This is a genomic window from Exiguobacterium sp. s152 (assembly GCF_018618335.1).
Taxonomy (GTDB): domain Bacteria; phylum Bacillota; class Bacilli; order Exiguobacteriales; family Exiguobacteriaceae; genus Exiguobacterium; species Exiguobacterium chiriqhucha.
Genome location: NZ_JACSLX010000002.1, coordinates 467,479 through 493,053, shown reverse-complemented (window position 1 = coordinate 493,053; position 25,575 = coordinate 467,479). Strand labels below are relative to the sequence as shown.

Genomic DNA, 25,575 nt, shown 5'->3' with positions numbered 1-25,575 from the left:
GATGAAAACCGTCGAACTGTCGATTCAAGGAATGACATGCGCCGCATGCTCGGCCCGCATCGAGAAAGTGTTAAATAAAATGGACGGTGTCGAAGCGACCGTCAACTTGCCGCTCGAGACGGCGACGATTCGCGTCGACGACGGCATCACCGAAGACGAGCTGATCGCCCGCATCGAAAAAATCGGTTACGGCGCAGAACGAAAGGCGGAACTGACGCCAAAACACGACCTGCGCCCCCTCGAGCGAAAAGTGCTCATCTCGGCGCTGTTGTCGGCACCGCTTCTGCTCGTCATGATTACGCACATCCCAGGTGTGGCGTTCCAGGCCGATTGGCTGATGAGCCCGTGGTGGCAATTCGCGCTCGCCACGCCGGTCCAGTTTTGGATTGGGGCCCAGTTTTATAAGGGTGCTTATAAGAGTTTGAAGAGCGGCGCGGCCAATATGGACGTGCTCGTGGCAACAGGGACGTCGGCGGCTTATTTTTACTCCGTCTTCGAGATGCTCGCCCATCCGATGCATCCGTCACTCTATTTTGAGACGAGTGCCGTCCTAATCACGCTCGTATTACTCGGAAAATGGTTAGAGGCCCGAGCGAAAGAGAAAACGACAGACGCGCTCAAATCGCTTCTGTCGTTACAGGCGAAAGAGGCGATTTTACTCGTAGACGGTGAAGAACGCTCGGTCGCGATCGATTTGGTCAAAGCCGGTGACGTCATCGTCGTTCGTCCAGGTGAGAAAGTGCCGGTCGATGGGAAAATCGTCGAAGGAGAGACGGTCATCGATGAGTCGATGCTGACCGGGGAGTCGATTCCATCCGAGAAAACTGTCGGAGCTGACGTCGTCGGCGGAACGATTAACCGTTCACATCGGGTGTTGATGGTCGCCGAACGTGTCGGTAGCGAGACGATGCTCGCTCAAATTGTCCGCGTCGTCGAACAGGCCCAAACGGACAAGGCGCCGATTCAACGGCAGGCCGACCGAATTTCGGGTGTGTTCGTCCCAATCGTCGTCGCCATCAGCGCCTTGACGTTCGGGGTGTGGACACTCGGGTTCAACGATTTAGACATGGCAATTCGGGCCTCGATCGCCGTCCTCGTCATCGCCTGTCCATGTGCGCTCGGTTTGGCGACGCCGACATCGATTATGGTCGGGACAGGCCGTGCCGCCGAACAAGGCGTCTTATTTAAAGGTGGTGGCCAACTCGAATCGTTGAATGGTGTCGACATCGTTGTCTTTGATAAGACGGGGACACTCACGAAAGGGACGCCGGAAGTGGTGGCGACGTTCGGAGACGCGGCGTTCTTGAAGTTGGCCATCATGGCCGAACGCCAGTCGACACACCCGCTCGCCGAGGCGATTGGTCGTGGTGAAGGCAGCGGCCAGGTCGAACGTGTCGAAGAGTTGGCCGGTCGAGGATTGAAAGCGGTCGTGGATGGGAAACCTCTACGTATCGGTTCAGTCCGCATGATGCAAGAAGCCGGATTCGCCTTACCGGACTGGGACATGCAGGCGATGACGCCTGTCTATGTGGCTGACGAGTCTGGAATCGTCGCGGCGTTCGGTCTACAAGATCAATTGAAAGAGCGGAGCCGTGCCGTCGTGCAACATCTAGCCTTGACGAGACAAGTGTACGTCTTGACCGGCGACCGCAAAGAAGTCGCATTCGATATCGCACGTCAACTCGGGATTCCCGAAACGAACGTCATCGCCGAGGTGCTACCGGTCGAGAAAGCGGATCACGTCGAAGCGTTGAAGCGCCAAGGACGTGTCGCCATGGTCGGGGACGGCATGAATGATGCACCGGCTCTCGCCGTCGCGGATGTCGGCATTGCGTTTGGAAGCGGGACGGATGTCGCATTAGAAGCGGCTGACGTCACCGTGATGGGACAAGACATCGAGGGCGTGAATCGCGCCATCGAGATGAGTTCATTGACGATGCGTAACATTCGGCAAAACCTGTTCTGGGCGCTGGCTTATAACAGTCTGGGCATCCCGGTCGCAGCAGCGGGGCTGCTCGCCCCTTGGATTGCCGGGGCAGCGATGGCGTTCAGTTCGGTCTCTGTCGTCTTGAATGCGTTACGATTGAAAACACAAGGAGGAAAATCAACATGAATGAAACGACTTTAAAAGTAGAAGGTATGACATGCAACCATTGCAAAGCAGCGGTCGAAGGGGCGCTGACGGAATTAGACGGCATCGAATCAGCGATCGTTTCGCTCCAGGACCATCGGGTCGATGTTATCCATAACGATAAAATCTCGAAACGAGCGATGATTGAAGCCATCGAAGAACAAGGCTACGACGTCAACGCATGATTCAAAGCTCTCGCCTGACGGCGGGAGCTTTTTTTGTGATGTTCAAGCGAGTCAAAACATGCTATATTATAGGTGATAATGAGAATCGCTATCAATGGGGAAGGTGGGGGCAAGATGGAACTCGTAATGATTAGCGGCGTACTGGCCTTACTGAGTGGAGGCACAGTATTCCTCGCGCAACAGATGCGTACTCGGCCGACACGGTAAGGAAGGGGAGACCCTTCTTTTTTTGTCGATTCGTTGACGTGTGGCGAGCACATTCAGCGCCCAAGAAACGACCTCATTCCCATCTTTTGTCCATAATTGTTTGATATGATATGTAAAAACGTTGCAGAGGTGACTCGAATGTACACAGTTTATTTAGTGGATGACGAAATCAATTTGAACAAAATGCTCGTCACATATTTGGAGCAGGAAGGGTATCGCGTTCGGTCGTTCACGGACGGAATCTCGGCTCAAGCTGCCATCAAGGACGAGCCGGACCTATGGGTGCTCGATATCATGCTTCCAGACTTGGACGGGTTCCAACTGTTGAAACAAATCAAGGCGACGAACGCCTTCACGCCGACGATTTTTATTTCGGCACGTGACGAAGACATCGATAAAATCATCGGGCTCGAGATGGGTTCTGACGATTACATCGCCAAACCGTTCTTGCCGCGCGAGCTTGTCATCCGGGTGAAGAAGTTGATTGACCGGGTGTACGGCTCAAAATCGAACGAACATATCGAGTATGGGGAATATACGATTTATCCCGAGAAACGTCTCATCCGACACGAACAGGATGAAATCGATTTGACGTCGAAAGAGTTCGACTTATTGCTCCTCTTCCTCGAACATCCGGGTTCGGCGTTGTCGCGTGAACAGATTCTCGAAGGTGTCTGGGGCCATGACTATTTCGGTTCGGACCGCGTCGTCGATGATTTGGTGCGGCGCCTGCGGAAGAAATTGCATCGCTTGGAGCTCGAGACGCTCTATGGCGTCGGTTATCGACTCGTTAAGCCATGAAGCTCGATCACCTTCAGCCGAAGCGGCTCATGTGGAAAATCTGGGTGTTGATTCTCCTCATCATCGTGACGCTCGCCTTGATGATTTTATTGACGATTCGTTCCTCGATCACGCAGTTCATCGATGAACAAGTGTATGAGACGTTGCAAGATGTCGATTATTACCTGGGTAATACGAACGAGTTGGAAAATATCCCGCAAAATCCGATTGAATATGATCGGCGGCAACAAGAGTCCCGTTCGGTCAACCAGCTCATCTTTCTGCCGAACGGACGAATCATTTATGGGTCGGCCCCGCTCGAACTGACGAACCGGATGTATCAAGAGGCGATCGAACAGACGAGCGAGGTCGCTAAATATCAGACGACGATTGACGGAGAGGATGTCTACTATATCATCCGTCAAAACGAGTACGACGGGGAGCTCATCTATCAGGCATCTTATGCGTGGGACGCCTATCGCCGTGAGCTCGTTTCGACGCTCTACTGGCGCATCTCGATTTTAATCGGGGTCATTAGCTTACTGTCGTTGATTCCGGCCTTATGGATGTCGCGTGAGCTGACGAAGCCAATTGTCGAGATGGAACGGGCGGTCGAAAAAATCTCGAACCGTCAATGGGAGACGGTGCTCCCGCTCGCCCGTCAAGACGAGCTCGGCCAATTGGCCCGCTCGATTGATGCGATGCGGCAAGAGCTGCAAGAGCAGGACGTGGCCCAACAGGCGTTGCTTCAAAACATCTCCCACGACTTGAAGACGCCAATCATGGTCATCCGTGGTTACGCCCAATCGATTGGGGACGGCATCTATCCGACCGGAGACTTGAAAGGGTCGGCCGAAGTCATTGATGAAGAGGCATCGCGTCTCGAGAAGAAAGTCGTCGATTTGTTGTACGTCACCAAGCTGGAATATTTCAAAGGCCAAGAGATGCGGCTTGAACCAATCAATCTCGATAAATTGGTGGAGCTGCTCGTCAGCCGGTTCAAATTGCGTGGCAACTTGGACTGGACGGTCGAAGGACATGCCGGTGAGATGCTCGGTGATGGGGAACAGATTCGCGTCGCGTTCGAGAACGTGCTCGATAACGCCTTGCGTTACGCCGAATCGAGGATTCATATCCGTCTGTCGCACACTGAGGCAGGCGTCGAGATCACGATTGAGAACGATGGCCCACCTGTCGATGAGAACCTCGACTTGTTCCATCAATTCTCACGCGGAAAACAAGGAAAGTTTGGGCTCGGTCTCTTCATCGTTCAACGGATTGTGACGCTCCATGAGGGGACGGTCGCATTGGGAAATACAAGTGACGGAGTTGCTGTGCATTTTCACTTTCCGCCCTCGAATTCGATAAAAAAACTAAAGTTAGATTCTCGAAATTAAAAATCAGCCACTCGTTGGCTGATTTTTTTAATGGGAAATATTGGAGTTCGATTTGTGAAAACGATGATTCCTTGTTATGAATGAGAGGTAAGGCAATACATCCATGATGGAGGCAGATCAGATGACTAAGTTGACGAATGAAACAAGAGCTTTGATTCCGGTGTTTAATGAGTACGGGGAGGCGGAGACGCTCGTCTATCAATCCGATGGGGTTCAACGCTTGAAAGGCTCACCCCTTCACTTACTCGAATCCGCCTGTCTATATTACGGTTCAAGTATCCAAGGACGGATTGAAGCGGCCCGTGGCGTACTCGGCCCGCACCGGAAAACGCCCGTCATCATGGATTGGCACGCAGATACAATCTTTTTCCCGACCATCGCCAAAGAAAGCCCGGACTGTGCTTGGATCAATTTTTCACATGTGCACAAGGCGAATAAAAGTGGAAAAGGGAGCAAAATTTTATTCCATTCGGGAGAAACGGTCGATGTCCCGGTATCCAGTCACACGGTCGACAAACAAAAACAACGCGCCATCCAATTATCGTACTCCTTCCAGAAACGCTTTCACTGAAACACATTCAGTCAGGTTTAAAGATTGAAATCGATGACAACCCCCTCTATGATGAAGAAGAATAGTTCATATGTGTATTTGCACATTATCTGAAAGCGAGGGGTCAACATGTTTTTTCAAAAAATGATTGAACGAGGAAAACTGGTCATCGTGTTTTTACTCGTCGCAGTCGTTGTCGGGGTGCTCACGTTCTTCCAACTTCCGAAGCGTGAAATTCCGGAGACGAGTGTCAATATCATCTTGATTCAGACGCCATATCCAGGCGCGACCGCAGAGACGGTCGAACGGAACGTCACGAATATTTTGGAGACTGAATTGAGAGGACTCGAAGGAATCGAGAATGTGTCATCATTATCCGCATCCGAGTTCTCAAACATCACAGTCGAGTATGAAGACGGCTTCGACCGAAGTGAGCTCCAGGCGAACGTGCGCCAAGCCATCTCGGATGCCGCACCGCGCTTGCCTGAGAATGCGCTGGCACCGACCGTCAATGATTCGATCGGACAATTGCCGGTCGCTTCATATTTGTTGACTTCGGACGACCGCGAAACGTTGCAAGCGGCTCGAGAAGATGTCGAGCGGTTGGAGGAACGATTGTTGCGGACCGAAGGCGTGACCGGTGTGACAATCAAAGGATTGCCAGAAACCGAATTCGTCGTCTCGCTCGACTCGGCCGAACTCGGGGAGCGTCAACTCGCCTTCCCGGACGTTTTGACGGCCATCAATGAAGAATATAAGACGACACCGCTCGGACGCCAGTCGACGGAAGAGGGCATCTATCAGTTGGCGATCGACAGTTTGACGAACGTCAATGATATGGGCCAAGTCGTCGTCGGATCGGTAGACGGGACGCCCGTTCTACTCGAAGACGTCGGTACGGTCGAAGAGACGGAAAAAGCGGTCACCGACCTCGTCTCGCTCGATGGGATGCCCGCCATTTCCTTGACGGTCACAATCGAGTCGGGACAAGATATCCCGACGCTGCAAGAACGCGTCGATGAAGTCGTCGCCGCAGAAGTCGGAGACGTCTCTGGCGTCGAGCTCGTCCCTTATTACGAGCAGGCCAAAGCGGTCGACGCGATCTTCTCGTCGTTGACAAAAGAGTTCATCGTCGCCATGATTGCCGTCATCGTCGTCACGACGATTGGATTGACGGTATCAGGATCCATCATCGTCAGCTTGGCGATTCCATTATCGTTCTTGCTCGCGTTAATCCCGCTTCGCTTCACGGGGGTCGACTTGAACCAAATCTCCATCATCGGTGCCATCATCGCCCTCGGGATTCTCGTCGATGACGCCATCGTCGTCAACGACAACATCCTGCGTCGTTACCGGAAAGGGGATACGGCGATGGGAGGTGCCGTACGCGGGACGAAAGAAGTGTGGGGCTCGATCGTCACTTCGACGCTCGCCGTCGTCTTCGCTTTCTTGCCATTGACCCTCTTGTCAGGTGCGAACGGGAACTTTATCCGCGCCTTGCCGACCGTATTGGCGTTATCGGTGCTCGCTTCGATGGTCATCAGTTTGACTCTCGTCCCGATTGCCCAATACTGGTTGAACCGGAAACAAGTCAAAGTCTCGAAACGAGAGCCGGGTTGGTTAGGGAAACCACTCAACCGTCTCAGTAATTTCTATGCGGACACGTTGTTGCCAAAAGTTGCGAAGCGTCCATGGACGTTCGGACTCGTCGGTTTCGTCATCACGACCGCCTTGTACGGATTGATTCTATTGACACCATTCGAATTTTTCCCGGCCGCGAACCGACCAGAAGTCGTGACGAGCGTCACATTACCGGTCCAGACCGACTTGGAAGAGACGGAACGGAGACTTCAAGCCATCGAGGAAGAGTTCCAAAGCATCGATGGCGTCACCGAGACGTCCATCTTTGCCGGGAGCGGGTTACCGAGCCTGTTCACGGGTGGTCTCGACCAAACAGGTGACAACACCGGCCAAATCGTCGTCCGTGTCGATAACGAGACAATCGATGCGATTCAATTGATTGATGAGTATACGACACAAATCCGGGAAAACAACCCGGACGCTGAAATCTTCTTGGATACGCAACAACAAGGACCGCCGACTTCGGCACCTGTCGAGTTCACGATGCGCGGCGAGACAATCGACGAGCTCGTGGCGGCACGGGATACCGTGAAAGCAGACCTCGAAGAGATTGACGGCGCACTCGTCCTCGATAACATTAAAGAGCCGTTCCAAACACTCACGTATGAGCTCGACCGTGACGCGATGGCGGCCGCTGGCGTGACCGCGAAAGCGATCAGTGACCAGATTCGCCTCGTCACGGACGGGATTCCGATCGGAACGTTCGATGATGGTGTCGAACAGCGCGATGTGAAAATTGTCGTCGATGCGGAAGCAAACCGTGAGGCGCTCGCTTTAGACGATATTCTCGTCCCAGTCGAAACGGAAGCCGGCCCACCGGTCGCACCGCTCAGCACGTTCGTCACCGAAACGACGACGGAACAGATTCAACAGATTCCGCGTGAAAACGGAGAACGGACCGTGACGCTCCAAATCTTTGCGAGCGAAGGTATGGACGAGGAAGCGTTCAAACAAGACGTCGACCGCGTGCTCGCCGATGCAGAATCTGCATTGACCGATGACGGGATTGCCTTTGATCAATCGGGGGCAAGTGACACACAAAACGAGTTCTTCCTTGAACTCGCCACGTTGTTCGTCGTCGTCTTGTTCTTAATCTTCTTGATTATCGCGTTCCAGTTCAATTCATTGTCACTACCGATGCTCGTCCTGTTCACGATTTACTTGGCGATTGCCGGAGCTGTCGTCGGACTGTTCATCACACAGACGCCATTTAGCTTCATGGCTTCGATGGGGATTGTCTCGCTCGCCGGAATCGTCGTTCGGAACGCCGTCGTCTTGTTCGAGTTCATCGAGCAAGGGATTCGGGACGGCATGGCTGTCACGACCGCTGTCTATGAGGCAGGGCGGGCCCGGATTCGTCCGATCCTGTTGACGGCCTTGACCGCCGTCGTCGCCCTCTTGCCGGTCGCGTTCGGACAAGACCCACTCTTCAAACCACTTGCCATCTGTATCGTGTCAGGGATTCTGTTCTCGACGGTACTGACGCTCGTGCTCGTTCCGGCTTACTACTTGATTTTGGCGAAACGTCGCCACCGGGATAAACCGTTCACAGAGTAATTGCATGACGACAAAGGATGGCCCGAGGTGGGCCATCCTTTGTTCGTTTACGTCGGGAGACGTATGTTTTTGTGAGATGCTCTATGGGTATAATAAGAGAAGGACTTCACAATATTGGAGGGAATCAAAGATGAATGATTCATACACATGGTTAAACCGCCGGACGATTCGCCCGGCTTACAGTGCGACAGGGGGCCGGGCGTGGACGAGCGAACGCGTCGTTCGTCCGGATGCAGCCCGTGGGAAGACGGTTCGCGGTGTCAAACGCGTACGTCGTCCGTATACGGATGAGCATGGAAATCGCCGTTATACGACGGGGCGCGTCGTCATCACCGATGCGGCACGCAAAGCGCGGGCCAACGGTCATGGTGAGTCGGCCGTTCAACTCGAGTTGTCGGTGCCGACACCGTACGAGCGGGTCAAAGAGATGATTCCGACGAAGAAAATCCTCGTGCCTGCCATGGCCGGGATTGCCGTCGCTGGTGGGATTGCCGGAGTCATTTATGCACTGCGCAAGAAAAAGCGGAACAAAGGAAAATAAAAAAATCGCCCAACTCGGGCGATTTTTTTATTTGAGACGATCCGCAAGAATCCGTTCGAGCTGTTGCTCGCCGAGTTCGCGCATCTCTGCTTCATTCTCTTCATCGTATGCCTCGTCAGTGAAACGTCCGACGAATTCGACTTTCCCGTTGCCGAGTTCACGGAAGACGAGGTTTTTGCGGTCCTGATAAAAGACGACGCGGTACTCTCGTCCGTTCTCGTGCATATAGTTGAACACACCTTTAATGTGGTCCATGTTCTTTTCTTCGGGTTGGTCTTCTTCCTCTTCGTCCTCTTCGAGGGCGTCGGCGAGGACTGCCGTCGGTTCTACTTCTTCCGTTTCTTCTTCAGACGAAACGGCCTCTTTCTTTTCTTCTTCTGTCATGAAAAACGACCTCCTTTACTTACTTTCTTATCATACCCGCTTTTCGAAAGGCTGACTACTCAAAATGGTGCGAGCAGACGCGGACGACGTTCGAGGATGACATGATCAAGCGATGGAACAGCTGTTGTTTGATCGACTCGGGCGCATCGACCGTTTTGAGCGCTTGCTCCATGCAGCCGAGCCAATGTCCGGCATGAGTCTCAGAGATGGGGTGGTCACGATGGATCATCGCCAAGTTACCGCCACCACGACGTTCCGTATACAGTTTCGGTCCCCCGAGCAACTGTGTTAAAAATTCGAATTGATGCGCTTTGACCCGCTCTTTGTCGTCCGGAAACAACGGCAACAAGACCGGGTCGGCGTAGACGAGATCATAAAAGGCGTCTACGAGCTGTTGGACTCCACGCTCGCCGCCGAATTGTTCATATGCACTCATGTTCATTTCCCCCTCATACGTCCAGTCTAATCGATTTTCGCTGAAATTGGGAAGGATGCGGGCTGGTCAATTTTCTTGCTGGGGTCTCGAAGGATTTCCCTCTACAAACTGCGCGGAATGGGTCATAATAAAGAAAAAAGGGAAGGGGTGTTCGCCTAAATGACGGTCACTTTTCACGTCGGGCGTTCCGGGAGCGGAAAAAGCGAATGGATGACGAAACAAGTCATCGAAGAGCTGAAGCGTGACCCGAGCGGACCGACCATCTATATGCTCGTCCCAGACCAAATGTCGTTTGAAATGGAACGGAAGATGGCGATGACCGACGGCTTGAACGGGTCGACCCGGATTCAAGTCTTATCGATGCGCCGTCTCGCCTTTTTGATGATGCGCGACCGTGGCGTCGCGACCGAACAGTTTTTGGACCAGACGGGGACACATTTGCTGTTGCGCCGTGTCGTCGAGATGAACGAGGAACGCTTGACCTTGTTCCGCCGGACGATGAATCAGTTCGGTTTCTATGAGGAATTGAATGCGTTGATCACGCTCCTCAAACGAGGACTCGTCGATCCGGAGCAGTTGCTCCGCTTGAGCGAACAAGACCAACACCTTTCGCTGAAACTGCAGGACCTGTCCATCCTGTATGAAGGTTTCTTGACGATGACAGCGGGGAAATCGCTGCACGCCGAAGATTACTTTAACGTGCTGCTGCAACTGTTACCGGACATCGACTTGACCGGGACCCGGTTTTACATCGATGGGTTCAATGAATTTTCCGAGCAGGAGCTGGCAGTGCTGGTCGCTTTGGCGGAGAAGGCGCCGCTCGATGTCCTGTTGACGATCGACCCGGATTCGCTCTACCGGCCCCATCCGTCGTTCGGACCGACACAGCGTACGCTCATGCGCTTCAAAGAGCTGTTATCCGAACGGGGTATCTCGTCGAGTGACACGCCTCATACGGGTGCGCCTCGCTTCCAACATCCGAGCTTGGCCTATCTCGAGGCCACGTTTGGGCAAGTGACGGCAGCCCCGTATACCCGTCCCGATTCGAACGTCGTGTTACACGCGGCCGTCGACCGGTCGGTGGAAGTCGAGGCCGCCGTCCGTGAAGTCGTGCGTCTCGTTCGTGAGGAAGGCTTCCGTTACCGCGATATCGCGTTCGTGTCCCGTTCGCTTGAAGCGTACGGCGATTTGGCGACGCAGGCGCTACAAAAAATGAACTTGCCGTTCTTCCTCGATGAGCGAAAACCGATGCTCGATCATCCGGTCGTCGAATTACTGAAGGCGACGATTGAAGTCGCACTCCGTGGATACCGGGAAGAGCCGGTGTTTCGCGCACTGAAGACGGAATTGATTCTGCTCGATGAGGAGCATCGACGCACATCGGTCGACCGGCTCGAGGCGTTCGTGATTGAACGGGGGATTAAACATTACCATTGGCATGACGCGTGGTACTTGAAACGTCGTGCCGAGGAAGAGGCACGGTTGACCGGGGAAGAACTCGACGTAGAGACGGCGCTCAATCGCTATCGGCAAACCGTCGTCGACACGTTCGACCCGTTGTTGGATGACTTGAAGGCAGCGAAGACGATGCAGGCTTACACGCATGCCATCTACGCATTCTTGGAACGAGTCGGCGTGGCGTCCTGTCTTGCCCATTGGCGAGATGAGGCGCTCGAAGAGGCACGCTTGCTCGAGGCGCGCGAACATACGCAAGTATGGGACGCGGTGTTGCACTTGCTCGAACAGCTAGAGGCGGCCGCACCGGACGAGACGCTTTCGACCGAGCTGTTCCTCCAAATGATGGACACCGGGCTCGATAGTCTGCGCTATGCGCTCGTCCCGCCTTCTTTGGATCAATTGACGGTCACCGATTATGTTCGGGGCCGGTTGCTTGATAAGAAAGTCGTCTTCCTGCTCGGAGCGAACGAAGATCAAATCCCGCTCGTCTCGACCCAGTCGAAACTATTGACCGACCAGGACCTCGACTTCATGCACGAGAACGGCGTCCGGGCTGGGAAAGCGACCGAGCACTTGTTTGACGATGAGACGTACTATTTGTATAAGGCGCTCACTGCACCGAGTCATCGGCTGTTCGTCAGCTACGCCCTCGTCGACCGCGCCGGCAAGGCGATTCAGCCGGCCAGCTTCATCGCGGACCTGAAGGCGCGGCTTGGCGGTGGCAAGGTCGTGACGACCCACTTCGCAGAAGCCGGGGAACATCGCCCGAGCGACCAGTTGTCGTTCATCACGAACGTGAATCAGACGGCAGCGGTCACGGCGCTCGAATTACAGCGGCTCAGTCGCCACTACCCGATTCAAGACACGTGGTTCACGGTATATAACGAGCTGTTGAAACATCCGGAAGGCCGCGAGCGGATCCGGTTATTGACGAGCGCGCTCTTCTATCAAAACGTGCCCAAGCCGTTACCGGAAGACGTCGCCAAGTCGCTGTACACGAACTCGATTCGGGCGAGCGTCTCGCGGCTGGAGACGTTCCAAGCCTGTCCGTACCGTCACTTCGCCAGTTACGGCCTTCGTTTAAAAGAGCGCCGTTTGTATCGCTTAGAGGCGCCAGATATCGGCAACTTGTATCATCGCACCATCGAGCACATGTCGCAGACCGTGCAGATGGAAGGGAAAGAATGGCGTGATGTGAGCCGGGAGGAATGTTCTTCTCTCGCTGAGGCGGCCGTCGAGCTCGTCACACCAGAGATTCAAAACGCGATTTTGATGAGTTCGAACCGGTATGGCTATTTGAAGAAGAAATTGACCGACGTCGTCAGCAAGACTGCGGAAGTGTTAATCGAGCAGTCGAAACGAGACGGGTTCGATCCGGTCGCCTTTGAGCTCGCTTTCGGCAGCGGCAATTTCCCGCCGGTATCGTTCACGCTCAGTAACGGGGCGACGTGCGAACTCGTCGGTCGGATTGACCGGGTCGATACGGCTTCGATTCACGACCAATTGTACGTTCGGATCGTCGATTACAAGTCGAGTAAACGAGAGATCGACTTCGCCGAGATTTATTACGGGCTCGCGATGCAGATGCTCATCTATTTGAAAGTGTTGATTGAGCAGGCGAACGCCTGGACGCAAGAGAACGTCGCCCCAGCGGCCGCGCTCTATTTCCACGTCCATCGCCCGCTCGTCGCTCCGGCCGAGACGGATACCGACACCGAACGCAAGGTGCTCGAGTCGTATCAGATGCAAGGGTTGCTCGTCGATGATCCGGCCATTTTAGAGATGATGGACCGGACGGCGAAACTCGACCAGAAAAAATCAATCGTCATCCCGGTCAAGTACAAGAAAGACGGGACGCTCGATGCGAACACGACGAAAAAAGTCGTCTCGCCACCGCAACTCGAACAGTTGATGGACCATGCCATCGATTTGGCCCAATCGAGCGCCGAGGCGATGTATGACGGTGAAATCGGGGTCGAACCGTATGAGTATAAAGAACGCCGGCCATGCCAGACGTGCCCGTTCCAAAGTGTCTGTCACTTTGATGAGGCGTTGTCCAACGAGGCACGGCAATTGAAAAAGTTAGAAAAAGATGACGTCTTGTCAAGATTAGGAGGTGACGTCGATGCAGTGGACGAATGACCAACAAGCGGCCATTGATGCCAGAGGATCGCACGTGCTCGTCTCGGCGGCAGCCGGTTCCGGCAAGACGGCAGTCCTCGTGGAACGACTTGCGAGCCGTCTCTTGGATGAGACGGACGAACTGACGGCCGACCGCATGCTCGTGGTCACATTCACGAATGCGGCCGCGGCCGAGATGAAGCGGCGAATCGCCAAAGCGCTCGATCAAGCGCTTCGTGACGACCCGGAGAACGCATATATTCGCAAACAACGCCAAATGCTCAACCGAGCACTCATCACGACGATTCACTCGTTCTGTCTCGAGGTGATTCGAGAGAATTACTATTTGCTCGACCTCGACCCGGCGTTCAAAATCGCTGAAGAGCGTGATTTGGTGCTCTTGCAGGACGATGTGCTCGAAGACGTGCTCGAAGACGCTTATGGCGAACAAGACCAAGCGTTCTTCGCCTTGATTGACGCCTATACGTCCGACCGCGGGGACAGTGAGATTGAGGAGTTGATTCTCGGACTTTATCACTATGCGCGAACACTGCCTGACCCGGAAGCCTATCTGGATGAGCTCGTCTCGTTATATCAATTTGACGGGGACCCGGACGATGAGCAATTGCTGATCGAATTCGGTCACCTGCTTTGGGTAGACATCGAGAAAGCGTTGCGTCAACTTCGTCGCGTCGCCATCGAGCTTCGGCTCGCCGGTTATGAGACGCAATCCGAGAACGTGCAACAGGCGATTTTGCCGTTCGCGAACCTTGATCCGGACTCGTTCAAGTGGAGCGAGCTCGAGACGGCTTCCCGCGCCGTCAAATTCGGGACGATGAAATCCGTCCAAAAGAAAGAGGAACATCATGTCTACCACACGGTGTTGAAACCGGCCTACGACCAGGCGAAGAAGAAGTTGAGCGAAGCGACCGCACAGGCCGGCACGAGCGGAGCGGACTATTTAGAGGTCTTGATGACGCAACGTCCGCTCGTCGAGACGCTCGTCAAGACCGTCCGGACGTTCGGTGCTGCCTATGAGCAGGCGAAGCGGGACCGCGCTTTCGTCGATTTCAGCGACCTTGAACATTATGCGCTCGCGATTTTGCGCGACGGGGACGGACCGTCCTCGGTCGCATCGCTCTATAAACAGCGCTTCGCCGAAGTGTTGATCGATGAGTATCAAGATACGAACGAGATCCAAGAAACGATTATCGCACTCGTCAGCCACGAAGCCGAACACGTCGGCAACTTGTTCATGGTCGGCGATATCAAACAATCGATTTATCGGTTCCGCCATGCCGAGCCGCGTCTGTTCATCGAAAAGGCGACCCGGTTCAAACAAGGTGGTTCGGGACAACGGATCGACCTGTCCCAAAACTTCAGGAGCCGGGCCGAAGTGCTCCATGGCATCAACGACTTGTTCGTCCGGTTGATGGACGAGGAAGTAAGTGAGATCGAATACGATGAGGCGGCCCGACTCGTGCCAGGCCGGGCGTATGAGGAGCTCGAGGCGAGACCTGAGCTGATTCTCGTCAATGGTGAGAGTCGTGATCTCTCGAAACAAGAGCTCGAAGGACGCGCCATCGCGACCCGGATTTTAGAACTTGTCTCGGGCGAGGAACCGTTCAAAGTGACCGATGAGGCGACCGGCTTGCTGCGGTCGTGCGAATATCGCGATATCGTCATCTTGGTCCGCTCAAAAAAAGAGCGCGTCGAACAGCTGATGGATATTTTGACACAGTACAACATCCCGGCCTATACCGATTCAGACGGCGGCTATTTCCAGGCGACCGAGATTCGCATGATGCTCGCCGTGTTGAAACTGATTGACAATCCGCTTCAAGACATCCCGCTCGCGGGAGCGCTCCGTTCACCGATGTTCGGCTTCAGTGACCAAGAACTGGCCAAGATTCGTCTTGAATCGGAGGACTCGTTCTTCGAGGCGCTCAAAGCGAAAGCGGACGATGAGGATGACCTCGGTCTGAAGTGCGGCGATGTGCTCGACGCGTTGTCAGCGTGGCGCACGTTCGCACGGAACCATAGCTTGTCGGAGCTGATTCAACAAGTGTTCAACGACACCGGCTTCTACGATTTCGCCGGTGGCTTGCCAGGTGGGAAAGGACGCCAAGAAAACTTGAAGGCGCTCTATGATCGGGCCTTGTCCTATGAACGGAGCGGATACCGCGGTTTGTATCGCTTCCTCCGCGTGATGGACCGACTGCAAGATAACGGTGAGGATTTGTCAGAGGCGCGTTCGCTCGGCGAAGAAGAGAACGTCGTCCGAATCATGACGGTCCATAAGTCGAAAGGACTGGAATTCCCGGTCACGATCGTCGCCCAGCTTGGAAAGCAGTTCAATAAACGCGACCAAATGCAGCGCGTCATCTTCCATAAACGGTATGGCATCTCGCTCGACGCCATCGATGTCGTCACCCGGACGAAGACGGAGACGTTCGTCAAAGAGATGATTCGCCGCGATCTCGATGCCACGATGAAAGCCGAAGAGATGCGCGTCCTGTATGTCGCCCTCACCCGTGCCAAAGAGAAATTGATTTTGGTCGGGACGATTAAAGAACCGGGGAAACAGATTCAGCAGTGGCTGCACGTCGAGCAGACCGGGACGACGTTATCGGCCGAGTCGCGTCGTGACGCGAAGACGTATCTCGATTGGGTCGCTCCGGCACTCCTGAAACTTGAAGGGGCTGCCTCGTTCTTAGAACAACAGGGCTTGCCGGTTATCGCTCCGCAACAAGAAGCGACACCGTGGACGTATCGCATCATCGGTGAGGAAGATTTGGCAGAAGTCGCCACGCTCCAAGAGATGATGGCGCAGCTCCATCACGTCAAACAGTTCGAGGCGATCGATTTTCCGGTGAAAGACGAAGCGAACGTCAGTGAGTTCGTCCACAAGGCGTTCGCCTACGCCTATCCGGCACAGGCTGCGACGGAGACAGCGGCCAAACAAACGGTGACCGAATTGAAGCGGGCGCTCCAGCTTGAACAGGCGGCGTTCGAAGAGACGTACCGGGCGACGGACACCCCGTATCGAGAACCAAAATGGAAGCAATCTCCGCAGACAGGAGCCGAACGGGGGACAACGCTACATCTCGTCTTCCAATTGATCGACCCGTCCGAGCCGCTCGATGTCCAAATCGACCGCTGGGAAGCGGAAAGCATGCTCAGCCCGGTCGAGGCCGAAACGGCACGGCTTGCGAGTCCTGAAATCGAGGCGTTCTTTGCCTCGAAAACGGGACGCGCGTTGACAGCAGCGCTTCAAACTGGGACAGGTTGGCGTGAGCTACCATTCACGTACACGGTCCCGGCCGAGCGAGTCAATCCAACGGGGACGTTCACCGACGAGCACGTGCTGATCCAAGGGATTATCGATTGTCTGTTTTATGACGGAGAGACGTATGTACTTCTCGATTATAAATCGGACTCTGTGCTTTTCTCGAGCGACTCCCGTGACGCGGCAAAACAGATGTTACGTGACCGCTATCACGTCCAACTCTCGCTTTATCGTGAGGCGATTGAGGCGATTTGGGGAATCACGGTCGGGCAGATGCTCATTTATTCGCTCGAATTGCAGGAAATTGTTGTATTATAATGTAGACGTTGTGAAGAAAAAGGGGTACGGTTATACACCGTACACCCTTATTTTTTGTGATTACGAACTGAATCCGTTAAAATAATGGAATGGGATAAAAAATGGAGGAATCGTCATGGTAAAAATTTTACTAGCAGAAGATGAAGAAGTATTACGCATGCTTGTTTTAGATACATTAGAAGATGAAGGATATGACATTGATGAAGCGCCAGACGGCCTTGAAGCCTATCGGCTAATCGAACAGAACGAGTACGACCTCGTGATTGTCGACCATATGATGCCAGGCATGACCGGTCTTGAGGTCATTGAGAAAGTACGAAAACTGCCAGGACGCCAACATACGAAAGTGATGATGCTCACGGCGAAGAGCCAACAATCTGATCGTGATTGCGCGAATGAGATTGGCGTCGACTACTTTATTTCGAAGCCGTTCAGTCCCCTTGAATTGGTGAAGATTATAGGAGGCATCGTGAATTGAACAGATGGTTTAAACAAAAACTCGGGCGCGAACTCATGGTCGTCCTCTACTCGTTCCTCGCGCTCGCGCTCGTCGGCTCGATTTTCATGTACATGTACATGGAAGAACGAGTTGCGGCGAACGAACAACGGTTACAAGATGTCGATGAGCGGATTGACCGGTTGAACGTGCTTTGGGACGACTGGCAAGGCGCTCAATATGATTCCCGCGGCTTCCTCTTGTTTGGGGATACCGAGGCGCTTGAGCGGGCTAAAGAGAAAGAGAACGAGTTCCAACAAGAAATAAACTGGTTCAAGAGCGTCGTCCAGACGAAGCAAGGTGAGATTTTCGCGGAGGACTTGCAAGAGTTTCATGACTTCTATTTCGGTGTCATCCTTCCGGTGACGACGGAGTACGGTCAATTGCGGGCAGAAGGTGAAATCACCGAGACGACCATCGACCCAGAGACGGTGTTGGCGTTGCCGACAGCCCAGCGTTTGATTGAGCAGGGCGTCGTCCCGTACAGCCCAGAGCGCGGGATTGATACGCTCGGACCGATTCAACAGATTGAGACATCATTGTCAGATTATAAATCTTTGATGAATAGCGAGAAACAAAAAGTGTACGATGCTTGGAAGTTGAATAACGACATTCTTCAGTTCTTGTGGATTGCGAGCATTTTGTCGTTCGCGGCCTTGATTTTATTGTTCATCCAACCGTTCTTGCGCCGTCAAACGCGTTTGATTTCACGTCTCTCGATCGCATCGGACCGTCTGCTTAAAGGCGAGATCGTCGATTTGAGCGACCAGATGGAGCGTGAAGATGAGATTGGGACGATGTCACGGTCGTTCAACAAAATGGCCGAGACGCTTCGTGACAACGAACGTCACTTGATTGAGAAGAACCACGAGTTGCAAGCGCAACAAGAAGAGTTGATTGCTCAACAAGAAGAGCTTCAAGCGCAACAGCAAGAGCTTGAAGAGATCTTGGAGCAGACGCAACAGAACGAGCAGCACTTGGCTTACCGCAACGAATTGACCGAGACGCTCGCGGCCCGCGATTCGCTGACGGCCTATCCAGAAATTATCGAGAAGCTCGTCGCCATCACCGACTCTGAAGTCGGGGCGCTCGTCTTCCTCGATGCGACAGGCTCATTCTCGATCACGAGCCACGGCTTGAACGAGATGCTCACGCGTCAATTGCTCGATAGCGAGAACTCGGTCTTGACGCGGGCGATGACGCTGCGGACGACCGTCCATTCGTCGAAACAAGTCGCGAGCGACCATCCGCTCCCGTATCCATACTATATGTATGAGACGGCCGTGCCGGTCCATGACCCGACGGATGACTCGATTATCGCGTTCATCTATCTCGTCCGTTATAAGGACCGTTTCACGCAGACACAAATGGGCGACATCATGTCGTTCGCCCGTCAGTTGTCGCTCTCGCTTCTCCGGATGCGTCTGTTTGAAGAGATGACCCGTGAGAAAGGGAAGACGGAACGGATTCTCGACTCGATTCGCGAGGCGGTCATTTACGTCGAACATTCGACCGATGACGTCTTCGTCAACCGTCCGCTCTATGAGATGTTCCCTGAGCTTGACGACATCACGTCGAGCGAACTCGCGGAACTATCATGGAACGAATGGCGCGAGACGATTTCAACGACGGTCGATCAAGAAGACGATTTCTTGAAGTATACCGATCGTTTGTTCACGGACGACTTCCCGCATGACAGCGTGAGTTTCTCGATCCGTAAAGGGGAAATGAACCTACAGATGTATGCGGAACGCATCGTCGTCGGCGGGTTATCGAAAGGGACGTTACTCGTCTTCCGTGACATCACGAGCGAGACCGAGGCGGAGCGCTTGAAGAGCGAGTTCATCTCGACCATCTCCCATGAATTACGGACCCCGCTCTCTTCGATTTATGGGTTCACCGAGCTCATGGTCAAGAAGCAGTTGCCGAACGAGAAGCAAGCGAAATACTTGCAGACGATTCATGCCGAGACGGAGCGCTTGACGCATCTCGTCAACGACTTCCTTGACGTACAACGGATGGAAGCCGGCAGTCAAATGTATGACCGCGAACAGCTCGACGTCGAGCCGGTCATTCGCGATATGATGACGTTCTATGAGGCGTCATCGTTGAAACACCAGTTCGAGCTCGTCACAGCCGATGACCGCCCGTACGAACTGTTCGCCGACTGTCAGAAGTTCAAACAGTTGATGAGTAACTTGCTCTCGAACGCCGTGAAGTATTCGCCGCGTGGCGGGAAAATCACAGTCGAACTGGCCCATCACGACCAATCCATTTCGATTAAAGTGAAAGACCAAGGAATCGGGATTCCGAGCGATGCGCTCGACCGACTCTTCGACAAGTTCTATCGTGTCGACAATTCGGACAGCCGTGAAATCGGCGGTACCGGACTCGGCCTTCCGATCTGTCAGGAGATCGTCCGCGGTCACGCCGGTCAGATTCATGTCGAGTCGGTGCAGCATCAAGGCTCGACGTTCATGGTCGTCATTCCAAGTTATGAATACGCCGTCCGTGAACAAGAAACGACGACAGCTTAATCACGTCAGCAGCGCAAGGCGCCTATCGATCATCGATGGGGCGCCTTTTTGGTGGAAGCGAAGATTTTTCAATCACTCGCTTGACCGTAAAGCGAGCGACTCGTGTACAATAGAGATTGTACATAATGGAAAGGGGGACTTTGAATGCCATTGACTGCATTCCTACACACGCACGTCACGAGCTGGATTTTATTACTCGTCTTGTTCGCTGTCGCCTACGTCGGCTATAAGAACGCGAACAAGAGCGGGAAGATTGCCCACATGGTGTTTCGACTCATGTTGCTCGTCGCGTTCGGCACAGGACTTTATTTGTATTTACAATTGAACGGTGGCGGCATGTTCTACCACGTGAAAATCACGGTCGGACTGCTCACGCTCATCTTCGGTGAGATGACGCTCATTCGTGTGAAGAAGAAAAAACCAGCGAACGCAATGTTCGGCGGTTTCGTCGTACTTGCACTCGTGACGATTTTCATCGGCTATGCGTTGCCATACGGACAGTCGTTCTTTAGCAATTTCATTTAAGGTTGATTCCCATTTCGCACATCGGAGTGGGATTTTTTTGTTTGTCCGTAAATTATTAGGGGAAAATAAAAAAATCAGTGATAACGATGATGAGGTGAAATGATGGAACAACAAATGAATGAATGGTCACGTGTCTTGCACGCGCGAAGATGGATGAAACAAACGGAATCGTTCCTGCCGCTTTGGCACGGATATATCGGCTATAAATATGGATTGTTCGATGCACTCCAAGGCGGGGCCAGCTTTGCGGAGATGACGCTTCGCTTGAAGCAACCGTTGACGAAGCTCGCGCTGGAGCGTTGGCTTGAAGTGGGGGTCGCCGTTCGTCATTTGAAGAAGAGAGGCTGGCGTTACTTCCCGACACGTAGTTTGAAATATCAATTGTCGCATGAGGATGAGCGCAGCATCGGTTTCATGCTGCAAGAGATGATGGAGCTGCATATCCCGGCGCTCATCGCTTACCCTGACTTTTTAGAGTCGGGCAAACAGAAGTCGTTCGATGGGGCGACGCATGGACAGGTCGTCGCACAGACGTCGACGCTCGTCGAGACGGTCGCTTTCCCAGTCGTTCAACAACTGTTGCGTCAGGCCGACGTGAAGACGATGCTCGATATCGGATGCGGGCACGGTGGTTACTTGCGTAAACTGCATGGCCTCGAACCAGAGTGGAAGTTGACCGGGATTGACTTAGAAGAGGACGTCATCGCCGAAGCCCGGGAGCAGGATGAGTCAGGCGATATTCGTTACGAAGTGGCCGATTTCATGGAATGGGATCATGAGGACCGGTTCGATGCCGTCATGATGAATAACATGCTCTATTACTTCTCGCCAGAAAAACGAATCGAATTGCTCGAACGGATGCTCGAGAACCTCGAAGCGTCCGGTGTCGCCGTCCTCGTCACTCCGCTCGCAGAGACGCCGCTCGGCTCTCGGTTTGCCTCGGCGTTCAATGCGTTCATGACCCTTCACGACAACTTGCATCCGTTACCGACAATTCGAGAGTTGCGCCGTCAAATGCAGCAAGTCGGCTTTGAAAATATTCGCTTTATCCCATTCATCCCGGAAGGATCATGGTATATCGTCATTGCCGAACGCGGCAATTGACACATGGCGGACACACGACGAGCCGATTCAAATTTGAACTTGTCTCCAGTCATTTCTATAATGAGATAGAAGCATAAGAGACTATTCACATAGGGAGTTGTTCAACGTGTCGGAAAAAAGAGTCGCCGTGATCGGGGCCGGACCAGGAGGACTTGCGGCTGCGATGCTGCTCGCAAGCCGTGGTGTGAAGGTAACAGTATTTGAGAAGCAGGCGTTCGTCGGTGGACGAACGTCTCGTCTTCAAGTCGGAGAATTCGCGTTCGATCGTGGCCCGACTTTTTTAAATATGCCGTATATTTTAGAAGAGATTTTCGAAGAGACGGGTCGCGATTTACATGACTACGTCGAGATGAAACGCCTTGAACCGATGTACGACCTTTATTTCGATCGAGGGAACCGGGTACTGTCGATGACGACCGACCGTGATCAAATGCATCAGGCGATTGAAGAGCAATTCCCTGGGAACGGGGAAGGCTATGAACGTTTCATGTCCGAACAAGCCATCAAGCTGTCGAAGTTGATGCCGGTCCTGCAGACGGCGCATGACAAGCTGACGGATTACGTGGCTACACGCGTCTTGAAGGCGTTGCCGTTCTTGTCGATTGGTAAATCGTTATATGACGTGTTATCGGAATACTTCACGAGCGAGGAGCTGAAGTACGCCTTCACGTTCCAAGCCAAATATTTAGGGATGTCGGCTTGGGATTGCCCTGGCGGCTTCTCGATTTTGTCGTATATGGAGCATGCCTACGGCGTCCATCATCCGATTGGCGGCGTGAACCAACTATGTACAGCGATGGCGCGCGTCATCGAAGAAGAGGGCGGTGAGATTCGTCTCGGAGAAGGCGTTGACCGTCTCTTGCTCGATGGGAAGCGTGTCAACGGTCTCGTGGCGAACAACGTGCATTACGCGTTCGATGAAGTGATTGTCGGGGCCGATTTCGCCCATGCGATGACGACGCTCGTCCCGAGCGATGCGCTCACGCGTTGGAGTCCGAAACAACTGAAGAAGAAGCGCTACTCGTGTTCGACGTTCATGCTCTATCTCGGGCTCGATCGCGTCTATGACGACGTCGCCCATCACTCGATTCATTTCGCAGACGACTACGAGCGTAACGTGAAAGAGATGACGCAAGACTTGAAGCTGAGTGAAGACTTCTCCTTCTACGTGCAGAACGCGTCAAACATTGATCCGACGCTGGCACCAGCCGGTAAATCGTCACTCTACGTCCTCGTGCCGGTCCCGAATAATCTGTCGAACTTGCCTTGGGAGAAGCTCGAGGCGACGATGACGGAACGTGTCCTCGATGCGCTTGAGACGCGTTCACCGTATCGCGACATTCGTAACCATATCGAGGTCATGCAGCCGCTCACGCCGAACGACTGGGAAGCGTTTGGTGTATATGAAGGAGCCACGTTCAATCTCGGACACAACTTATCGCAGATGATGTATTTCCGTCCGCACAATCAGTTCGAGGAACTCGATCACGTCTGGCTCGTCGGAGGGGGCACTCATCCAGGCAGCGGACTGCCGACGATTTTTGAGTCGGCGCGGATCACGGCGAACCTATTGCGTGACCGGGCAGGTGTCGGCCAATGAACATCAGCTTCGTCGGTGCCGGAATCGGGTCGCTTTACGCGGCCTTGCTCCTGACCCATAAATATCCGTCGCTACACGTGACCATTTATGAGAAAGAATCCCGCGTCGGGGGGCGACTCAATTATGTCGAATTCGAGAACGGCGCCCGCGTCGATGAGGGGCCGACCATCGTCCTGTTACCCGGGAAACTGAAAAGTCAGCTTCAAGAAGCCGGGTTCCCGAAACGTGAGCTCGAACTGCTTGAAGTCGACCCGCTCTATCGCCTCCGTTATGAGGATGGGACGACGTTCTATAAATATCGCGATATCGAGCGCCAGGCGGCCGAAATCGACCGTCTTTTCAACGAGGGTGCCGGATTCAAAAAATATATGGCCCAAAAACGAGAAGAGTATCGCCTCGGCTTCGACGCGTTCTTGGACCGGGGCTATAAGAGCAAGACAGATTTGTTCGAGCCGAAGTTATTGATGCTCCTCATGCGCTTGAAGGCGTATGAGACGGCCCACGAGAACATGAAACGCTTCTTTAAGGACGAACGTCTTCGTGTCGCCTATAGTCTGCAAACGCTCTACATCGGCGGCAACCCGTATGACACGCCATCCCTCTATGGCTTGATTCCGTATCGGGAGCAAGAAGAGGGGATTTGGTACGTCAAAGGAGGATATTTCTCGCTGGCGACGAAAATAGAACAAGAGTTGAAGCGCCGGGGCGTCACGTTCAAGCTGAACGCGAACGTGGAACGCGTCCGCGTCGCCGAAGGTCGGGCGGATGCGGTCGTCGTCGACGGAGTCGTCCATCCGTATGATGCGGTCGTCGTCAACGGCGACTTCCCGCTCATGGAACGCTTGATTGATGGCGTCAAGCCAAAGTCGTATGAACCGTCGAGTGGGACGCTCTTGTTGTATTTTACCGTGAACGGGGACATCGACTTGCCGGTCCACCAATTCGATTTGCCGACTGATTTCGCCGGGTCGATGCGGACCATCTTCGAAGATGGTAAACTGAGCAAGTATCCAGCGATGTATACGTTCAATCCGTCCCTCATCGATGACTCGCTCGCGCCGACGGGGACGAGTGTGCTGTACGTACTCGTACCGGTACCGCGTAAATTGGAACGGAAAGACTTCGAAGCGAGCGGTGCGATCGAGCATTTGATCGGCCGCATCGAACGGATGGTGCCCGATTTCAGAGACCGTGTCTTGGAAATGAAAGTCCGGACGCCGATGGACGCGGAACGATTCGGCTTGTTCGAGGGTGGAAGCTTCGGCATCGCCCCGAAATTGGCCCAATCGGCCGCGTTCAAACCGCAGGCCCGTCCGTATGCCCAGATCGACCGTCTCTATGCGGTCGGGGCATCGGTCCATCCATGCGGAGGCGTTCCGATCGTCATGATCGGCTCGCAACTGTTAGTGAAAAGAATGGAAGAAGAAATGGGGGCATTGTACCATGACGACACAAGAAGCGTATCGTCAATGTGAAGACGTAATGAAAAAAGGCTCGCTCACGTTCTATCGGGCCTTTTCCCTGCTCTCTAAACCTGACCGCCAAGCCGTGGCTGCGGTCTATACGTTTTGTCGGACACTCGATGACGCGGTCGACGAATCTGACAGCCCCGAGGAAAGTTTGACGCATTTTTTGGCCGAGTTCGATCTTTTCTTGGCGGGCGAACCATTGCCGGATGCGCTTTGGGTGGCGCTCGAGGATGTCTGGAAGCGATACGACATGGACGTCGAACCGTTCTTCGAGTTGGCCGAAGGCATGAAATGGGACTTACATAAGACGCGCTATGCGACGCTCGAGGAGACGGAGCAGTATGGCTATTACGCGGCCAGCACCGTCGGCTTGATGCTGTTACCGATTCTCGCGCCGGACGCCGATGCGGCTGGACGCCAGCAATTGAAGCAAGGCGCCATCGATTTAGGAATTGCCATGCAGTTGACAAACATCTTGCGCGACGTCGGGGAAGACCTCGATCGGGACCGGATTTATGTGCCCCAATCGTTGCTCGCCGAGTTCGGTGTCGCGGAAGCCGATTTGTTTGCGCGGCAAGTGACTCCGGCGTTCATCGACGTCTGGGAGACAGTGGCCCGTCGCGCGGAAGCGTTATACAGCAGCGCCCGGGAGACGCATCACTTGTATCCTGTGACGAGCCGGAAGCCTGTCGCGGCGGCAGCGCTCCTCTATGAAGGAATTTTAGATGCGGCCCGGCAGAACGGGCATGACGTCTTCACGAAGCGGGCGTATGTCTCGACGATTCAAAAAGGCAAACTGTTGACCAGATTATAAGCAAGGGCGGTCGTCTTGAGACGGCTGCCTTTTTT

The 25,575-nt window shown here is 53.8% G+C and carries 18 protein-coding genes; 16 read left to right on the top strand and 2 right to left on the bottom strand.

The genetic code is table 11. The features are described from left to right. Position 1: 1 nt before the first annotated feature. The 7 genes from KNP72_RS06500 to KNP72_RS06470 all read left to right on the top strand — a co-directional run bounded on the left by KNP72_RS06500 (position 2) and on the right by KNP72_RS06470 (position 8,989). Positions 2-2,113, top strand: coding sequence for a heavy metal translocating P-type ATPase (locus tag KNP72_RS06500; protein WP_214720266.1), 2,112 nt, complete (start codon positions 2-4; stop codon positions 2,111-2,113). Continuing rightward, positions 2,110-2,316: a cation transporter gene (locus tag KNP72_RS06495; protein ID WP_214832557.1), complete on the top strand. Its 207-nt coding sequence runs from the start codon at positions 2,110-2,112 to the stop codon at positions 2,314-2,316. Before KNP72_RS06500 ends, KNP72_RS06495 begins: the two co-directional genes overlap by 4 nt. A 345-nt stretch (positions 2,317-2,661) precedes the next feature. Continuing rightward, positions 2,662-3,324, top strand: coding sequence for a response regulator transcription factor (locus KNP72_RS06490; protein WP_214720264.1), 663 nt, complete (start codon positions 2,662-2,664; stop codon positions 3,322-3,324). Next, positions 3,321-4,700 carry a sensor histidine kinase gene (locus tag KNP72_RS06485; RefSeq protein WP_214720263.1) on the top strand — a complete coding sequence of 460 codons (1,380 nt, stop codon included), beginning with the start codon at positions 3,321-3,323 and terminating at the stop codon, positions 4,698-4,700. Before KNP72_RS06490 ends, KNP72_RS06485 begins: the two co-directional genes overlap by 4 nt. Positions 4,701-4,821: 121 nt before the next feature. Continuing rightward, positions 4,822-5,271, top strand: coding sequence for a competence protein ComK (locus KNP72_RS06480; protein ID WP_251026131.1), 450 nt, complete (start codon positions 4,822-4,824; stop codon positions 5,269-5,271). A gap of 108 nt (positions 5,272-5,379) precedes the next feature. Beyond that, on the top strand, positions 5,380-8,448 hold the full coding sequence (locus tag KNP72_RS06475; protein ID WP_214832555.1) for an efflux RND transporter permease subunit: 3,069 nt from the start codon (positions 5,380-5,382) through the stop codon (positions 8,446-8,448). 130 nt (positions 8,449-8,578) lie between these two features. Further along, positions 8,579-8,989, top strand: coding sequence for a hypothetical protein (locus KNP72_RS06470; protein ID WP_021066691.1), 411 nt, complete (start codon positions 8,579-8,581; stop codon positions 8,987-8,989). Between the two features lie 27 nt (positions 8,990-9,016). Here KNP72_RS06470 and KNP72_RS06465 read toward each other — a convergent pair whose 3' ends face one another. Together KNP72_RS06465 and KNP72_RS06460 are read right to left on the bottom strand one after the other, a co-directional pair. Continuing rightward, positions 9,017-9,373 carry a hypothetical protein gene (locus KNP72_RS06465; RefSeq protein WP_021066690.1) on the bottom strand — a complete coding sequence of 119 codons (357 nt, stop codon included), beginning with the start codon at positions 9,371-9,373 and terminating at the stop codon, positions 9,017-9,019. A 55-nt stretch (positions 9,374-9,428) separates the two neighbouring features. After that, complete coding sequence (locus KNP72_RS06460; protein ID WP_021066689.1) at positions 9,429-9,809, bottom strand: truncated hemoglobin; 381 nt, start codon at positions 9,807-9,809, stop codon at positions 9,429-9,431. Between the two features lie 159 nt (positions 9,810-9,968). On the opposite strand from KNP72_RS06460, the gene addB reads away from it, so the two are divergent. The 9 genes from addB (at position 9,969) to KNP72_RS06415 (ending at position 25,540) form a co-directional block, all read left to right on the top strand. Further along, a complete protein-coding gene (addB, locus tag KNP72_RS06455; RefSeq protein ID WP_214832553.1) occupies positions 9,969-13,409 on the top strand; it encodes a helicase-exonuclease AddAB subunit AddB in 3,441 nt (1,146 codons plus the stop codon). Next, positions 13,393-16,995 (top strand): helicase-exonuclease AddAB subunit AddA, encoded by a 3,603-nt coding sequence (gene addA / locus KNP72_RS06450; RefSeq protein ID WP_214832551.1) that lies wholly within the window; start codon positions 13,393-13,395, stop codon positions 16,993-16,995. Before addB ends, addA begins: the two co-directional genes overlap by 17 nt. 115 nt (positions 16,996-17,110) lie before the next feature. Beyond that, positions 17,111-17,473, top strand: a complete 363-nt coding sequence (locus tag KNP72_RS06445; protein ID WP_021066686.1) for a response regulator — start codon at positions 17,111-17,113, stop codon at positions 17,471-17,473. Then, positions 17,470-20,028 (top strand): sensor histidine kinase, encoded by a 2,559-nt coding sequence (locus KNP72_RS06440; protein ID WP_214832549.1) that lies wholly within the window; start codon positions 17,470-17,472, stop codon positions 20,026-20,028. The genes KNP72_RS06445 and KNP72_RS06440 overlap by 4 nt, the downstream gene beginning before the upstream one ends. 144 nt (positions 20,029-20,172) lie before the next feature. Then, positions 20,173-20,553, top strand: coding sequence for a YisL family protein (locus tag KNP72_RS06435; protein ID WP_029595956.1), 381 nt, complete (start codon positions 20,173-20,175; stop codon positions 20,551-20,553). Positions 20,554-20,655: 102 nt separating this feature from the next. Then, a complete protein-coding gene (locus KNP72_RS06430) occupies positions 20,656-21,657 on the top strand; it encodes a class I SAM-dependent methyltransferase (RefSeq protein ID WP_214832546.1) in 1,002 nt (333 codons plus the stop codon). Positions 21,658-21,730: 73 nt separating this feature from the next. Beyond that, positions 21,731-23,257: a phytoene desaturase family protein gene (locus KNP72_RS06425; protein ID WP_214832617.1), complete on the top strand. Its 1,527-nt coding sequence runs from the start codon at positions 21,731-21,733 to the stop codon at positions 23,255-23,257. Further along, positions 23,254-24,732 (top strand): phytoene desaturase family protein, encoded by a 1,479-nt coding sequence (locus tag KNP72_RS06420; protein ID WP_214832544.1) that lies wholly within the window; start codon positions 23,254-23,256, stop codon positions 24,730-24,732. The genes KNP72_RS06425 and KNP72_RS06420 overlap by 4 nt, the downstream gene beginning before the upstream one ends. Beyond that, entirely contained in the window at positions 24,701-25,540 is an 840-nt protein-coding gene (locus tag KNP72_RS06415; protein WP_214720257.1) for a phytoene/squalene synthase family protein, read from the top strand. Before KNP72_RS06420 ends, KNP72_RS06415 begins: the two co-directional genes overlap by 32 nt. Positions 25,541-25,575 lie beyond the last annotated feature (35 nt).